Raw genomic sequence first — 16,227 nt, 5'->3', positions numbered from 1 at the left:
CGCACCTAAGAATAGTCCGTAAGGGACGGGGAGGACAGGGAAAAAAACGCCGGAAGGGCGAATAAATGCTGACTTCCGGCAGGGGACTCAGTAAACCAGCGCCTGGCCGTCTTTGCGACTTTCGGTGGCGGCAATATAGAAGCCTTGCGGGTCGCGGACGATGGCCTGCGCGCCGCCGAAGTTATAGGTCTGCAGCGGATCTTCCACCACAATCTTGTGGCCCATCGCCCGCAGTGCGGCAAGGGTATTCAGCTGCATGGCGGGCTCCACGCTGACTTCACGTCCTTCCACCACCCGCCAGCGCGGCGCGTCAATCGCCGCCTGCGGATTCTGTTTCGCCAGCATGATGCGCAATGCCATCTGCAAATGGCCCTGGGCCTGCATCGGCCCACCCATCACGCCAAACGACATCAGCGGCTGACCTTCCGCATCCAGCGCGAAGGCCGGAATGATGGTGTGGAAGGCGCGTTTGCTGGCGGCCACCACGTTCGGGTGCGCCTCGTCCAGCACAAAGCCCGCGCCGCGGTTTTGCAGGCTGATACCGGTGCCCGGTACCACCACGCCTGAGCCGAAGCCCATAAAGTTCGACTGAATAAAGGAGACCATCATGCCGCTGGCATCGGCGGTGGACAGATACACCGTTCCGCTCTGCTTCGGCGCGCCGAAGGTGAAATCGCCGGCTTGGGTGGGGTCGATCAGCGCCGCACGGGTTTTCAGGTACTCGTCGCTCAGCAGCAGGTCCGCCGGAAACTCCATATGATCCTCATCGGCGATATAGCGCTCCAGATCGACCAGCGCCAGCTTCATCGCTTCAATCGACAGATGCAGCCACTGCACCGAATCCGGCTCATAACGACCAATATCCCACTGCTCGAGAATGCCCAGCGCCATCAGCGTGGCGATGCCCTGGCCGTTGGGCGGCAATTCCTGCACCGAGCCGCCGGCAAACGGACGGGAGAGCATCTCAACCCAGTCCGCCTTGTGGTTCTTCAGGTCATCCAGCGTCAACGCCGCGCCATGTTCTTTGGCAAAGGCGGCAATTTTCTCGGCCAGCTCACCGCGATAGAACGACTCGCCGTTGGTGGCGGCGATTTTCTCCAGCGTGTCCGCCTGGTCCGGGTTACGGAACAGCTCACCGACTTTCGGCGGACGGCCTTCCGGCGCGAAGCAGGCGCTGAAGCCCGGCTGATCGCGCAGCTTGTTATAGCCGCGTTCCCAAAGATGACCGATCAGCGGCGACACCGGGAAACCGTTGCGCGCATACTCAATCGCCGGCTGGGCCAGCGTGGTCAGCGGCAGGGTGCCAAATTTCTCCGCCAGCTCAACCCAGGCGGACACCGCGCCCGGCACGGTAACTGCATCCCAGCCAATTTCCGGCATCGCCGCAAGATGGGCGAAGGTTTCCCGCGACCAGGCGGCAGGCGCGCGGCCAGAGGCATTCAGCGCATGCAGTTTTTTCCCGTCCCAGACAATGGCAAAGGCATCGCTGCCAATGCCGTTGCCGGTCGGCTCAACCACCGTCAGCGCCATGGCGGTGGCAATCGCCGCATCCACCGCGTTGACACCCTGTTGCAGCATCCTGATCCCCGCCTGTGCCGCCAGCGGCTGTGAGGCGGCCACCGCATTGCGGCCCATCATCGGCGCGCGGTAGGACGGGTAGCCGACGTTAAAATCACTGATTCCACTCATAGCAGTTCCTTAATGATTAATCGTTACGCGGATCGAGCGCATCGCGCAGTCCGTCGCCAAGCAGATTGAAGCCCTGCACGATAAGAAAAATGGCAAGGCCAGGGAAAATCGACATCCACGGAGCCTGCTCCAGGAAGCCTTTGGCGGTGTTCAGCATCGCGCCCCAGGATGGGTTGGGCGGCTGCTGACCGAGGCCCAGGAACGACAGGCTGGCTTCGGTAATAATGGCCGAGGCAATCGCCAGCGTCGCCTGCACCAGAATCGGCGACATCACGTTGGGCAACACATACCGCAGCACGATCCAGCGGTCCGGCAGCCCGATGGCGCGGGCGCCGTCGATATACTCTTCATTGCGGATCGCAATCACCTGGCCACGGGTCAGGCGGGCAAAAATCGGCATCGCCGACAGGCCAATCGCGATCATCGCATTGCCGAGGCTGGGGCCGAGAAATGCGCCCAGCGCGATGGCGAGGATCAGGAACGGACAGGCCAGCAGCGCTTCAATAAAGCGCGAAATCACCCCATCCCAGATCCCCTGCCAGTAACCGGCAATCAGTCCCAGCGGCACGCCAATCAGAATGGCGATCATCACCGAGATACAGCCCGCCAGCAGCGAGGTCCGCGCGCCCCAAATCAGGCGGGAGAGCAGATCGCGTCCCAGCTCGTCAGTGCCTAACCAGTGCAGGGCCGACGGGGCTTTGCGCACCGCCATAAAATCGGCTTTGATCGGGTCAAAGGGCGCCAGCCAGGGCGCAAGCAGGGCGATCAGCACAAAGAAAATCACAATCACCGCGCCAATCACCGCGCTATTATTGCCGAGGAATTTCTTCAGCACGCGGTTGGTCGGTTTACGCAGCGCAGCGGCGCTGCCGGCAGCCAGAACTTCACTCATCGTCAGCCTCGCATTTTCGGGTTAATCAGCACGTAGAGCACGTCCGCCAGCAGGTTGAGCAGCAGAAAGCCTATCGCCACCACCAGCACCACGCCCTGAACCACGGCGTAATCCCGGTTGAACACCGCATCAACGATCATTTTGCCGAAGCCCGGCAGGGTGAATACCTGCTCGGTCAGCACCGCGCCGCCCAGCAGTTCGCCAAACAGCAGGGTGGTCAGGGTGATCACCGGCACCAGCGCATTGCGGAAGGCGTGCTTGAGGATCACTTTGTTGGGCAGCAGGCCTTTCGCTCGCGCAGTGCGGATATAATCCGCCTTCAGCACCGCAATCATCGAGGCGCGGGTGTGGCGCATCAGCGTCGCCGCCAGCCCGGTGCCCAGCACCAGCGCCGGCAGCAGCAGGGTTTTCAGGTTCTGCGACAGGCTCTCGCTGAGCGAGACATACCCCGAGGCGGGCAGCCACTGAAGATGCACCGAAAACAGCAAAATCAGCAGGATGCCCAGCCAGAAGTGCGGCACCGAGATGCCCGAAAGCGCGACAAAGTTGGTGGTGTGATCAACCCAGCTGTTTTTGCGCACCGCGGCAATAATCCCCATGCTGATGCCGACCACCAGCGCCACAATCATCGCCAGCAGCGACAGCTCCAGCGTCACCGGCAGCTTGCTGGCAATCAGTGCGGTGACCGGCTCCTGGGTACGCAGCGAGGTGCCGAGATCACCACGCAGCGCATTGCCCAGCCAGTAGAGGTACTGCGTGGGCAGCGGATCGTTAAGGTGATACTGCTCGCGCAGTTGGGCAATCACCGCCGGATCGCGCTCTTCGCCCGCCATCGCCAGCACCGGGTCGCCCGGCAGCAGTTTCTGCAACGAGAACACCATAATGCTCACCAGGAACAGCGTCGGGATCGCCAGCAGCAGGCGTTTACAGATCAATTCCAGCATTGTCGCTCTCCGGCTTACGGGGCCATCTTCACGCCAGCCAGGCGTACCAGCCCGTCCGGCCAGGCCTTAAAGCCCTGCAGTTTCTTGTTCATGCCAAAAATGCGCGGCTCAAAGTAGAGATAGGCAATCGGCATATCGGTTTGCAGCTGCTTCACCACCTTGTCATACAGCGCCTGGCGGGTGGCCTGATCGTTGGTCTGGCGGGCTTCGGTCAGCCAGCTGTCCACCTGCGGATTGCTGTAACGACCGTCGTTGAGGGTGCCTTTGCTGTTGATAAACGAGAAGATGCTGCCGTCCGGATCGGGACGACCCGACCAGCCAGACAGGCTGAGCTGATAGTCTCCACGCTGCTGACGATCCAGCAGGGAAGCGAACTCGCTCATTTGCAGATTGACGTTAAAGCCCGCTTCGCTAACCATCGCCTGGATCACCTGACCGACCTGCTGAGAGGTGGGGTTATTGGTGACCAGCAGCGTAACGTTAACCGGCGTTTTCACGCCCGCGGCGGCCAGCAGGGCCCTGGCTTTTTCCACATCACGCGGGGCGATCGGCAGTTTGACGTGATAGGGACTGACCGGGGAAAACGCCTGATTGGCCGGGGTATATACGCCTTCAAACGCCACCTGATTTAGCGCATCGCGATCGATAGCCAGTGAGAAGGCTTCACGCACGCGGGCATCTTTGGCGAACGGGTTGGCCGGATCGACCTTGCCGTTGGCGATGTTAAAAGTAATGCCCTGATAGCCGAGGCCGGTGGTTTTGGCGAGGGCCAGCTTGCTGTCGGCTTCAACGGTCTTCACATCGCTGGCGGCGATGCCTTCGGTCAGATCGAGGTCGCCAGAGCGCAGGTTAGCCAGGCGCACCGAGGCGTCCGGGATCGGCAGGAACACTACTTTATCGAAGTGGTAAGCGGCCTTATTCCAGTAATTTTCAAAACGCTTCAGCACGATACGGTCCTGCTGCACGCGGCTGACAAACTGATACGGGCCGGAACAGACCGGATGGGTGGCGAAGTCCGGTTTGGCGGCGGCTTTCGGGGCCAGCATCGCGCCGGCGCGGTCGGTCAGCTGGCTGAGCAGGGCGGCATCGGCGGTTTTCAGATGGAAAATCACCTGGGACGGCGACGCCACTTCTACCGACTCAATCGAGGAGATTTCGCTCTTACGCAGCGATCCCGGCAGCGTCAGCGCGCGGTCGATATTGAATTTCACCGCGTCTGCATCAAACGTCTCGCCGTCCTGGAACGTCACGCCCTGACGCAGATTCATGGTCAGCGTTTTGCCGTCTTCGCTCCATTTCCAGTCGGTCGCCAGGCCTGGCACCACCTTCAGATTTTCATCGACGTCCACCAGACGGTCGCACATCGCCGCAAAGACAAAACGGCCGTAGTAGGTGCGGGCCAGATGCGGATCGAGCATATCCGGATCGGCGCCCAGGCCAATGCGCAGGGTGCTTTCTGCCTGAGCCTGCAGGCTGCCCAGCAGCATCAGGCCGCCAAAAGCGGTTAACAACGTGTGGCGTACTTTCATCGCGTCACTTCTCCAGAGGGGATTGAATGGTGTTTAACCGCTTGTTCAAACAGCGCACGACGCCGTAAAAAGGCGGAAGAAGGTGGAGCAATCGTGATTACGCTGCGGTCGCGGTTGATCTCCTGCCAGCGATGGCAGGCGATCTGGCGGCCGCCCGGTAAAACCTGGTGAATCGGCTCAACCAGCCGACATTCGTCGCTAACGTGCGGGCAACGGGTGTGAAAACGGCAGCCGGAGGGCGGATCGGCCGGATTGGGGAGATCGCCCTGCAACATCGGGATCGGGCGACTGACGCCCGGCTGAAGCTGCGGTGCGGAGGCGATCAGCGCCTGGGTATAGGGATGCAGCGGCGCATCAAAAATCTCGTCCACCGTTGCCAGCTCCACAATCTGCCCGAGGTACATCACCGCCACGCGGTCGCTCATATGGCGGATCACCGCCAGGCCGTGCGCCACGATAATCATCGTCAGGCCGAACTGCTGCTTCAGGTTCTCCAGCAGATTGACCACCTGCGCCTGCACCGACACGTCCAGCGCGGAAACCGGCTCATCGCCCAGCAGCAGTTTGGGACCGGAAGCCAGCGCGCGGGCGATGCCGATACGCTGACGCTGGCCGCCGGAGAATTCGTGTGGATAGCGGGGGGACCAGGCCGCCGGCAGGCCGACCGTTTGCAGCAGATCGGCCACTTTTTCCTGACGTTGGCTGCTGGAGAGCGATTCATGCAGCCACAGCGGCTCGCCGACAATACTTTCGACGTTCATGCGCGGATTGAGCGAGGCAAACGGGTCCTGGAAGATAATCTGCAGCTCGCGGCGCAGCTGATTCAGGCGCGCGCCGCTGGCCTGGGTAATGTCTTCGCCCTGATAAAACACCTTGCCCTGGGTCGGTGACAGCAGGCGCAGCAGCAGCCGGCCCAGCGTGGACTTGCCAGAGCCGGACTCGCCCACCACTGCCAGCGTCTCGCCTGGCATCACCTTTAGCGAAATACGATCGACGGCGGTGACCTGCGGATTGCGCTTAAACAGGCGGGATGGACCGGCAAAGGTTTTGCTCAGGTCGCTGCATTCCAGAATCGGCGTACTCATGCAATTTCTCCCAGCGTAATGTGCTGTTCCAGCGGCGCGCGGAAGCAGGCCACCTGATGACGGGGACCGAAGGCTTTCAGGCTGGGTTTATGCTGATGGCAGCGGGTTTCGGCAAAGGGACAGCGGGTGGCAAAGCGGCAGCCGGCCGGCATCTGTTCAGGCAGCGGCACGGTGCCCGGAATGGTCGCCAGCGCGGCACTGCGCGCACTGAGGCTGGGGATCGAGCCCATCAGCCCGATGGTGTACGGATGCTGCGGATCGTTGAAAATTTCCTCCACGTCGCCGGTTTCCACCACCTGCCCGGCGTACATCACCGCCACGCGCTGCGCCACTTCCGCCACCACGCCGAGGTCGTGGGTGATCATCAGGACCGCGGTGCCGGTGTCGGCTTTCAACGTGTTCAGCAGCGCGAGGATTTGCGCCTGAATGGTCACATCCAGCGCGGTGGTTGGTTCATCGGCAATCAGCAGCTTCGGGTGGTTAATCAGCGCCATGGCGATCATCACGCGCTGGCGCATGCCGCCGGAAAGCTGATGAGGCCAGGCTTTCAGCCGCATTTCCGGCGCGGGGATCTGCACCTTTTCCATGATCTGTAACGCCACCTTCATCGCCTCACGGCGGTTGACGTTGCGGTGGCGCATCACCGCTTCACTCAGCTGATCGCCCAGGGTGAACGCCGGGTTCAGCGAGGTCATCGGCTCCTGAAAAATCATCGCCAGCTGGTTGCCGCGAATGTCGGCGTACTCTCGCGGGCTTAGGGTCAGCAGGTTCTGCTCGAGGAAGGACAGGCTGCCGTGCTTCACTTGGGCGCTGGCGGGTAACAGCCCCATTAACGCCAGCGAGGTGATGCTTTTGCCGCAGCCGGATTCGCCGACCAGCGCCAGGGTTTCACCGGCATGGACCTCAAGCGAAATATTGTCCAGCACGCTGACCGGCGAGCCGGTGAACTGCACGTTGAGCTGGGAGACGGCCAGTACCGGGGAAGGATGGTCAGGGCTCATGGTTGCTCCTCGTCGCCGCTGCTGATGGCTTCAATCAGCGCCTGTTGCAGGGCCAGCAGGTGCTCGCGCATCGCCGCTGCCGCTTCGCGCGGCTGACGGGCGGCAATGTGCTGCACCAGGCGTTGATGATGGTCGTCGTAGTTGTTCAGGCGATCCTGAGTGCGGGCCAGCTCGCGCAGATGCTGCCAGCTGGGCTCGCGGCGCACCGCATCAATGGCATCAAACAGGCCGAGCATCAGCCGGTTCCCCGCTGCTTCCGCGATGGCGCGATGAAAGGCGCTGTCCCACAGCTCATGCTGATCGCCGTCGCCGAGCGTGATGCTCTGCATTCTTTCCAGCAGGCGTTTCAGCAGCGCAATCTGTTCATGGGTCGCCCGCAGCGCTGCCATCCGCGCCAGGCCCGGCTCCAGCTGCACGCGCGCCTCCATCACCCCCAGCAGATTGGATTGCTGCGGCAGATCCTGTAGCACCAGCGGCTGCACCGGCGCGGCCGGGCCAACAAAGGTGCCTTTACCCTGTTTGCGCCAGATCCGGCCTTCTTCTTCCAGCACATCCAGCGCCCGGCGAATTTCCCGGCGGCCGACGACAAAGCGTTCTGCCAGCTCGCGTTCGGTGGGTAGCGGCAGGTCAGGTTGCGCCTCGTGCTGTTGCAGCAGCTGGCGAAGCTTTTCCAGCGCGGAGCTGGAGTTAACGGCGGTTTCTGGCGTGTCACCCATAATTGGTTCGCTTGTTTACTCATCAGAAAAAGGGCGGTTATCGGCGCTTACCATCACAATTGGTGATAGTTTGCACAGTCTCTCTTTCTTTAAAGTAGGCAAGAACCGAACCAATTTTTTATTGGTTCATTAATTTGTGAGCCACGTCGCGCTAATTGATTGAAATTGGGAGGATTTAAACATGGCGCAGATTTTTGTTCCGGCGGCGAAACGCCGGGTAGAGTCAAAGCCGTTAACATTTACCGACCACTAATGCGGCCATCTGCGCTGCGATGGTGCAGCACTGTTCCGTTTCGGCGCAGTGGCCCGCGGCTTCACACCGGCATTTATCGCAAAACCCCGGCGATTCAGCGCATTACAAACCTGGCATCACTCTTGCCTGTCTTTAACGATGCAGGAGCGATGGCGGGTAACCGGTATCGCCACACAATTTGAAAATGGGTCACTAGGGTTCCGGTCGAAAGACGCTGGTCCGAGAGTGACCGACCGCCCTCTGGCGGTTACACGGCGGGACAAAAGCCCGGGAGGATAGCGCGATATTGCTCGCTGCCTCCTGCTTTTATTCCACTCGCCAACGTCAGAGGAACCACCATGATCACAGCCTTCACGCGTCTGCTTCTTCTCTGTGCCCTCGCACTGTTCAGCGTCAATGCCCTTGCGGCAAAGCCCACCTTTAAAATTTGCTGGTCAATCTATGCCGGATGGATGCCCTGGGACTATGCGCAGCAAAGCGGCATCGTCAAAAAATGGGCCGACAAATACGGCATCGATATCCAGTTCGTGCAGGTTAACGACTATATCGAGTCGGTGAACCAGTACACCTCCGGCGGCTTTGACGGCTGCACCATGACCAATATGGATGCGCTGACCATTCCGGCCAGCGGCGGCGTCGACAGCACCGCGCTGATCGTCGGCGACTACTCCAACGGCAACGACGGCATTCTGGTGAAAGGCGCAGACAGCGTTGCGGCGCTGAAGGGCAAACCGATCAACCTGGTCGAACTCTCCGTGTCGCATTACCTGCTGGCCCGCGCGCTGGATAAATCCGGCATGAGCGAAAAAGACGTTAAGGTAGTGAATACCGCCGATGCCGATCTGGTCGCCGCGTTCAGCACGCCAGAGGTCGGTTCCATCGTCACCTGGAACCCGCTGCTGGCCGAAGCGGAGAAACAGCCGAACAGCCATCTGGTGTTCTCCTCAGCGCAGATTCCGGGCGAAATCCTCGACCTGCTGGTGGTCAACACCACCACCCTGAAGCAGCATCCTGAGCTGGGCAAGGCGCTGACCGGTGCCTGGTACGAAACCCTGAAAACCATGTCCGGCAAATCCCCTGAAGCGATCAAGGCCCGCACGCAAATGGCGGAAGCGTCCGGTACCGATCTGGCCGGATTCGACCAGCAGCTGGCCGCCACCCACCTGTTCAGCGATGCCAAACTGACCCTTGACTTTATCGACACGCCACAAATCAAAGCCACCATGCAGATGGTGGCCGAGTTCTCCTTTAAGCACGGCCTGTTGGGCGAAGCGGCACCTGGTGCGGATGTGGTGGGCATCGCCACGCCTGCCGGAAACTGGGGCAATGCCGGCAACATCAAGCTGCGCTTTACCGATGAGTACACCAGGCTGGCTGCGGCTAATCAGCTGTAACCCGGAGGAACGCCCTATGCGCAAGATGATCAATTACCAACCGGTGCCGATGGCCCGCTTCATGATGGGATTTCTGCCGCTGCTGGCGTTGCTGCTGGTTTATCTGCTGGCGTCCGATGCGCGGCTGAGCCTGAACCAGGCCGACAAGCTACTGCCGGGCTTTAACGCGATGGGTCAGGCGGTGTACCGCATGGCTTTCGAACCCAGCCCGCGCACCGGTGAGTATCTGCTGTGGAGCGACACGGTTGCCAGCCTGCTGCGTCTCGGCATGGGCGTGGTGATTGGCGGCCTGCTGGCGCTGGCGTTCGGCCTGTTCTGCGGCGCGCTGCCGGTGTTCCGCGCCTTTCTCTCGCCGCTGATTACGCTGTTCGCGCTGGTGCCACCGCTGGCAATCCTGCCGATCCTGTTTATCTGCTTCGGCCTGGGGGAAGTGTCGAAGGTGGTGCTGATCGTTATCGGCATCACCCCGATGATTACCCGCGATCTGATGCTGCAGGTACAGACCATCCCGCGCGAACAGCTGGTCAAGGCGCAGACGCTGGGCGGCCACAGCGCGCAGATCCTCTGGCGGGTGATCCTGCCGCAGCTGATGCCGCGCCTGTTTGATGCGGTGCGGCTGTCGCTCAGCTCTGCCTGGCTGTTTTTGATCGCGGCGGAAGCCATTGCTGCCACCGAAGGGCTGGGCTACCGCATCTTCCTGATGCGCCGCTATCTGGCGATGGACGTGATCCTGCCGTATGTCGCGTGGATCACGCTGCTGGCGTTCACTCTCGACCTGCTGCTGCGGGTGTTGAGCCGCCGCTGCTGGCCGTGGTACTACGCCAAATAAGGGGGAAGTATGGCGATTATCGAACTGAAAAATCTGGAAAAACACTACGGCCAGCAGGTGGTGCTGGAGCGGCTGAACGTCCGCGTGGAAGAGGGCGAATTTGTGTCGATCGTCGGCGCGTCCGGCTGCGGAAAAACCACCTTCCTCAATATGCTGCTGGGAACGGAAAGCCCGAGCAAAGGCGCGCTGCTGCTGGATGGCAAACCGATCCCGCAGGAGCCGGACGACCATCGTGGCGTGGTGTTTCAGCGCTATTCGGTGTTTCCGCATCTGACGGTGCTGGGCAACGTGATGCTGGCCGATGAGTTCAGCCAGGCCCGCTGGCTGGGCCGCGTCTGGGGCAAAAAGCGCCAGCCGATCCGCGAACGGGCACTGGAGATGCTGGCGCAGGTGGGTCTGGTGCCGGCACAGCACAAATACCCGCATCAGCTTTCCGGTGGGATGCAGCAGCGGCTGGCGCTGGCGCAGGCGCTGATGAAGCGGCCGCGCATTTTGCTGCTCGACGAGCCGTTTGGCGCGCTCGACCCGGGGATCCGCGGTGAGATGCACGAACTGATCGGCGATCTGTGGCAACGCCACAATCTGACCATTTTTATGATCACCCACGACCTGAAAGAGGGCTTCACGCTGGGCTCGCGGCTCTGGGTGTTCGACAAGCTGCGCCACGATCCGCATCAGCCGGACGCCTGGGGCGCGAGCATCACTTACGATATTCCCCTGGAGCGAGGACGGCCGGCGGCTGAGAAAGCCCCGCCCATCGCTCGGGTGGCCTGAGGAGGAACGATGACAACCTACGAAACTCTGTTACCCGCCGGATCGCACTGGTCCCTGCGGATGCGTCGCGGCAGCGCGTTGCGGCTGATCGACATCGACGGCGGCGTCAATGCCGGGCTGCTGATGTACAACCCGGAGAACCTGCTGGAGCGCTACAACGCGCCCGACACGCTGAAGTGCCAGCACACCTTTCGCCTCACCGCTGGCCACTGCCTGTATTCCGATATGGGCCGCATTTTCTGCGGCATCGAGCAGGACAGCTTTGGCTGGCACGAGAGCGTCTGCGGCAGCAGCAATGCGCAGCAGGTCGCCGCGCAGTTTGGTGCCCGGGATTATCAGGGTGCGCGCAATGACTGGCATCAGAACGGCTACGACAGCTTCCTGGTCGAGCTGGCCAAGTACGGGCTGGGCAAGCGCGATATGGCGTCCTGCGTGAATTTCTTTGCCCAGGTCGCCGCCAGCGATGAGGGCGAGCTTGAACTGCAACAGCAGGGAAAAAAGGGCGCCGAAGTGACGCTGCGCTTTGCGATGGATACGCTGGTGATCCTGCATAGCTGCCCGCATCCGCTGGCGGCAGGGGATCGCTATCCTCAGCAGCGGCTGGGCATCGTGCTCGACGGCCAGACCGCGCCGCTGCCGGCACACTGCCTGATGCGGGAAGAGAACCAACGCGGCCTGCGCAATAACGACCTCTACCACTTAACCGGCCAGCCGTAAGGAGCCTGCAATGAACACACTCAGTCCCAATGACGTGGCGCAGGCTGTGCACAGCGAAACCATCGCCGCAGGCGATTACTGGCTCTACCGCGTGGAAGCCGGTCAGACGCTGCGCATTACCGACCTGGAAGGCAATCAGGCGGCGGACACGCTGTTTTTTAACGCCGATGATACGGCGGAACGCTACAGCTTCAGCGACACGCTGCGCGGGCAGAAAAACGTCTTCCTGACCGCCGGCAGCGTGCTGCGCTCCAATGATGACAACGCGATGCTGACCATTACCGCCGATACCTGTGGCCGCCACGACACGCTCGGCGGTGCCTGCTCCACCGAGAGCAACACCGTGCGGTATGACCTGGAAAAACGGCATATGCACGCCTGCCGCGACAGCTGGATGCTGGCGGTGGCGGAGCGTCCGGAATTCGGCCTGACCCGTCGCGACATCACCCACAACATCAACTTCTTTATGAACGTCCCGGTCACCCAGGCCGGCGGCCTGACCTTCGCCGACGGCATCTCCGCGCCGGGAAAATATGTCGAAATGGTGGCGAACATGAACGTTCTGGTGCTGATCTCCAACTGTCCGCAGCTGAACAACCCCTGCAATGGCTACAACCCGACGCCGGTCGAAGTCGCAATCTGGTAGCCCTCTGGCACGGCGGGACGACCCGCAGTTGCGTGCCCTGATTAAGCAGGACGACCTGCCTGAAAAGAGAGTGAACTTATGCTGGAGCGCGTATTAATCGCTAACCGTGGTGCCATTGCCGTGCGCATCATCCGTACCTTAAAGGCGATGGGCGTCAAAGCCATTGCGGTGTATGCCGACGCCGACCGCCATTCACAGCATGTGCGTCTGGCCGATGAGGCCTGGTCGCTGGGCGACGGCAGCGTGCGGGATACCTACCTGAATCAGGACAGATTGCTGCAGATCGCCGCTCAATCGCAGGCGCAGGCGATCCATCCGGGTTATGGCTTTCTCAGCGAGAATGCCAGCTTTGTCACCCGCTGCGATCGGGCGGGGGTCATCTTTTTGGGACCGACGGTTGAACAGATGGCGGCATTTGGCCTCAAGCACCGCGCCCGCGAGCTGGCGCAGCAGAATGCGGTGCCGCTGCTGGCCGGCAGCGGCCTGCTGACCTCGCTGGACGAGGCGCACACCGCAGCGACGTCGATCGGCTATCCGGTGATGCTGAAAAGCACCGCCGGCGGCGGCGGGATCGGCATGCAGCGCTGTGATGATCGGTCACAGCTCGACGAGGCATTTACCCGTGTGAAGCGCCTTGCGGGCAATAATTTCGCCGATGATGGCGTCTTTTTAGAGAAGTTTATCGCCCGTGCCCGCCACATTGAAGTGCAGGTGTTTGGCGATGGCGAAGGTGGGGTAATCGCGCTCGGTGAACGGGATTGTTCGGCGCAGCGCCGCAATCAAAAGGTGATTGAAGAGACCCCGGCACCGGGGCTGAGTGATGCGGTGCGTGAGGCCCTGCAAGAAACCGCCGTTCGCCTGTGCCAGGCGGTGAAGTACCGTAGCGCGGGCACCGTGGAATATGTGTTTGACGACCATACGCAGCAGTTTTACTTCCTCGAAGTGAACACCCGCCTGCAGGTTGAGCACGGCGTCACCGAGATGATTTACGGCGTGGATATTGTCCGCTGGATGGTGCAGCTGGGTGCGGGCGCATTGCCGCCGATCGCCTCGTTAAAAACCGTTGCGGCCGGGCATGCGATTCAGGTGCGTCTGTATGCCGAAGATCCGGCCAAACAGTTCCAGCCCAGCGCCGGTTTGCTAAGCCAGGTACAGTTTCCTGACAAGGTCAGCCACGGCACGCTGCGCATCGACAGCTGGCTGGAGAGCGGCATCGAAGTCTCGCCGTTTTACGATCCGATGCTGGCAAAAGTGCTGGTTCATGCCGCCGATCGTCCTCAGGCGCTGGCGTCTCTGGCTGAGGCGCTGGGCGCCACCGCGCTGTACGGGATTGAAACCAACCTGCACTGGCTGCGCCATCTGCTGACTTTGCCGGAGGTGCAACAGGGCCGCGTGATCACCGCCACCCTGGGTAATGTCAGCTGGTCGCCCGCCACGGTCGATGTGTTGAGCGGCGGCACGCTGACCACCGTTCAGGATGCGCCAGGCCGCGCCGGTTACTGGCATGTTGGCGTGCCGCCATCGGGCCCGTTCGACAGCCGTTCTTTCCGCCACGGCAACCGCCTGCTGAACAATCCGCCGGACGCCGCCGGGCTGGAGATCACCCTGCGTGGCCCAACGCTGCGCTTTAATCAGGATTGCGCTTTTGTGCTGGCGGGCGCGGCGATTGCAGCCCGGCTGGATGACGAAGTGCTGAGCAATGGCCGGATCATTAACGCGCGCGCGAGCCAGACGCTGACGCTGGGTGACATCGTCGGCGCGGGCTGCCGGTGCTATCTGTTGCTTGCCGGCGGAATCGACTGCCCGGCTTATCTGGGCAGCCGCAGCACCTTTACGCTGGGCAAATTTGGCGGCCATGCCGGGCGTCAGCTGCGCACCGGCGACGTGCTGCATCTGGCTCAGCCGGAATGCCGTGCGCAGGCAGCGTTGCCGGATGAGCTGATGCCGGACTGGCAAAACCAGTGGCAGCTGCGGGTGATTTACGGACCGCATGGCGCACCGACCTTTTTCACGCCGCAGGACATCGACAGCTTCTTTGCGGCGGACTGGCAGGTGCACTACAACTCCAGCCGCACCGGCATCCGGCTGATTGGCCCGAAACCGGAATGGGCGCGCAGCGATGGCGGCGAGGCGGGCATGCACCCGTCAAATATTCACGACAACGCTTACGCGTTTGGCACCGTGGATTTTACCGGCGACATGCCGGTGATCCTCGGTCCGGATGGCCCGTCGCTGGGCGGTTTTGTCTGCCCGGCCACGGTGATAGCCGCCGATCTGTGGAAGCTGGGGCAGCTGAAAGCCGGCGACAGCGTGCGGTTTTTGCCGGTTTCGCTGAGTGAGGCGGATCGTCTGGCCCGTCAGGAAAACCAGATCGCAGCGGATCTTCAACCGGTCGCGGCAATGCCGGACGATCGTCGCCAGGCGGATCCGATTCTGATTCATCAACCGGCTAGCGAAGCTCAGCCGGCGCTGATCGTCCGTGCGGCGGGCGATCGCTTCCTGCTGGTGGAATACGGCGAGGCGCAGCTGGATATCGCCCTGCGTTTTCGGGTTCACGCGCTGATGCAGTGGCTGGAAGCCCGCCCGCAGACCGGCAGGCTGGAGCTGACGCCAGGCATTCGCTCGCTGCAGATCCATTTCGACAGCCTGGTGCTGCCGCGTGAAACCCTGCTGGCCACGCTTTTGCAGGCCGACCGCGAACTTGGTGCGCTGGAGAACGCCACCGTGCCTTCCCGCACCGTCTGGCTGCCGCTGAGCTGGGATGATGACGCCTGTCGCGAAGCGGTGACGCGCTACACCCAGTCGGTGCGCCCGAATGCGCCCTGGTGCCCGGACAACATTGAATTTATCCGACGGATCAACGGCCTGGCCTCGGGGGATGAGGTAAAGGATATCGTCTTTAACGCCCGCTATCTGGTGATGGGGCTGGGCGATGTCTACCTCGGTGCGCCAGTGGCCACGCCGCTGGATCCCCGCCACCGGCTGGTGACCACCAAATACAACCCCGCGCGTACCTGGACCGCAGAAAACTCGGTCGGCATCGGCGGCGCCTATATGTGCGTTTACGGCATGGAGGGACCCGGCGGCTATCAGTTTGTGGGCCGCACGATGCAGATGTGGAACCGCGACCGTCAGACCGAGGCGTTTCGCCAGCCGTGGCTGCTGCGTTTCTTCGACCAGATACGCTTCTACCCGGTCAGTGCAGAAGAGCTGTTAAGCATCCGCGAGCGCTTCCCGTGGGGCCGCTATCCTTTACGCAGCGAAGAGGGCGAATTCAGCCTCGCCGACTACCAACAAAGCCTGATCGACAACCAGCCGCAGATCGCCGCTTTTCAGCAGCAACGGCAGCGGGCGTTTGATGAAGAACTGGCCCGCTGGCGTGCCGATGGGCAATTCACGTTTGACAGCAGCTTGCAGGAAGAGATCCTCCAGGACGAGGCGATCCCCGCCGGCTGTTCGCCGGTAGAAAGCCAGGTGGCCGGCAGCGTCTGGCAATGGCTGGTTAAGCCGGGAGACCGCGTCAGCGCTGGCGAGACGCTGGGGATCCTTGAGTCGATGAAGATGGAGATCCCGATTGTGGCAAGTGTAAACGGTACCATCCGTGCGCTACAACGATCCGCTGGACAGCAGGTGCAGGCCGGGCAACTTTTACTGGTGATGGAGGAGGAGAGTCGATGAAAAGCAAGAGTGAAATATAGTCTAAAAATATGACGTAAATCCCAGGATTTGATCTAATACTTATGATCCTGGCGTTTCCC

General features: G+C 61.6%; 13 protein-coding genes and 1 riboswitch. Of the genes, 6 read left to right on the top strand and 7 right to left on the bottom strand.

All coding sequences use genetic code 11. The annotated features are described in order from the left end of the window. Positions 1-87: 87 nt before the first annotated feature. Genes E2F51_RS06920 through E2F51_RS06890 form a run of 7 tightly spaced genes read right to left on the bottom strand, consistent with a single transcriptional unit; the run spans position 88 to position 7,856 of the window. The gene (locus tag E2F51_RS06920) at positions 88-1,689 is read right to left on the bottom strand and encodes a gamma-glutamyltransferase family protein (protein WP_134823092.1); all 1,602 of its coding nucleotides are present in this window, start codon (positions 1,687-1,689) and stop codon (positions 88-90) included. A 16-nt stretch (positions 1,690-1,705) separates the two neighbouring features. After that, positions 1,706-2,581, bottom strand: a complete 876-nt coding sequence (locus E2F51_RS06915; protein ID WP_134823091.1) for an ABC transporter permease — start codon at positions 2,579-2,581, stop codon at positions 1,706-1,708. 2 nt (positions 2,582-2,583) lie between these two features. Beyond that, the gene (locus tag E2F51_RS06910) at positions 2,584-3,525 is read right to left on the bottom strand and encodes an ABC transporter permease (RefSeq protein WP_013204517.1); all 942 of its coding nucleotides are present in this window, start codon (positions 3,523-3,525) and stop codon (positions 2,584-2,586) included. A 14-nt stretch (positions 3,526-3,539) separates the two neighbouring features. Beyond that, complete coding sequence (locus tag E2F51_RS06905; RefSeq protein ID WP_209215487.1) at positions 3,540-5,054, bottom strand: ABC transporter substrate-binding protein; 1,515 nt, start codon at positions 5,052-5,054, stop codon at positions 3,540-3,542. Then, on the bottom strand, positions 5,051-6,139 hold the full coding sequence (locus tag E2F51_RS06900; RefSeq protein WP_134823090.1) for an ABC transporter ATP-binding protein: 1,089 nt from the start codon (positions 6,137-6,139) through the stop codon (positions 5,051-5,053). The genes E2F51_RS06905 and E2F51_RS06900 overlap by 4 nt, the downstream gene beginning before the upstream one ends. After that, positions 6,136-7,140, bottom strand: a complete 1,005-nt coding sequence (locus E2F51_RS06895) for an ABC transporter ATP-binding protein (RefSeq protein ID WP_134823089.1) — start codon at positions 7,138-7,140, stop codon at positions 6,136-6,138. The genes E2F51_RS06900 and E2F51_RS06895 overlap by 4 nt, the downstream gene beginning before the upstream one ends. After that, complete coding sequence (locus E2F51_RS06890; RefSeq protein ID WP_134823088.1) at positions 7,137-7,856, bottom strand: FadR/GntR family transcriptional regulator; 720 nt, start codon at positions 7,854-7,856, stop codon at positions 7,137-7,139. The genes E2F51_RS06895 and E2F51_RS06890 overlap by 4 nt, the downstream gene beginning before the upstream one ends. A gap of 434 nt (positions 7,857-8,290) precedes the next feature. Further along, positions 8,291-8,385: riboswitch (guanidine-I (ykkC/yxkD leader) on the top strand. Between the two features lie 62 nt (positions 8,386-8,447). Between E2F51_RS06890 and E2F51_RS06885 the strand changes: the two genes are divergently transcribed. The 6 genes from E2F51_RS06885 (at position 8,448) to uca (ending at position 16,147) form a co-directional block, all read left to right on the top strand. Further along, positions 8,448-9,503: a putative urea ABC transporter substrate-binding protein gene (locus tag E2F51_RS06885; protein ID WP_053141146.1), complete on the top strand. Its 1,056-nt coding sequence runs from the start codon at positions 8,448-8,450 to the stop codon at positions 9,501-9,503. Between the two features lie 16 nt (positions 9,504-9,519). Beyond that, positions 9,520-10,332, top strand: coding sequence for an ABC transporter permease (locus E2F51_RS06880; protein WP_134823087.1), 813 nt, complete (start codon positions 9,520-9,522; stop codon positions 10,330-10,332). 9 nt (positions 10,333-10,341) lie between these two features. Continuing rightward, positions 10,342-11,106: an ABC transporter ATP-binding protein gene (locus E2F51_RS06875; RefSeq protein WP_053141150.1), complete on the top strand. Its 765-nt coding sequence runs from the start codon at positions 10,342-10,344 to the stop codon at positions 11,104-11,106. Positions 11,107-11,115: 9 nt separating this feature from the next. After that, positions 11,116-11,823, top strand: coding sequence for an urea amidolyase associated protein UAAP1 (locus E2F51_RS06870; RefSeq protein ID WP_134823086.1), 708 nt, complete (start codon positions 11,116-11,118; stop codon positions 11,821-11,823). A 10-nt stretch (positions 11,824-11,833) separates the two neighbouring features. Further along, positions 11,834-12,469 (top strand): urea amidolyase associated protein UAAP2, encoded by a 636-nt coding sequence (locus tag E2F51_RS06865; protein WP_134823085.1) that lies wholly within the window; start codon positions 11,834-11,836, stop codon positions 12,467-12,469. 78 nt (positions 12,470-12,547) lie between these two features. Further along, complete coding sequence (gene uca / locus E2F51_RS06860) at positions 12,548-16,147, top strand: urea carboxylase (RefSeq protein WP_134823084.1); 3,600 nt, start codon at positions 12,548-12,550, stop codon at positions 16,145-16,147. The last annotated feature ends 80 nt before the right edge of the window (positions 16,148-16,227 follow it).

The sequence above is a fragment of the Erwinia sp. QL-Z3 genome, from assembly GCF_004551645.1.
Taxonomy (GTDB): Bacteria; Pseudomonadota; Gammaproteobacteria; order Enterobacterales; family Enterobacteriaceae; genus Erwinia; species Erwinia billingiae.
This window is presented reverse-complemented; position numbering and strand designations above follow the sequence as displayed.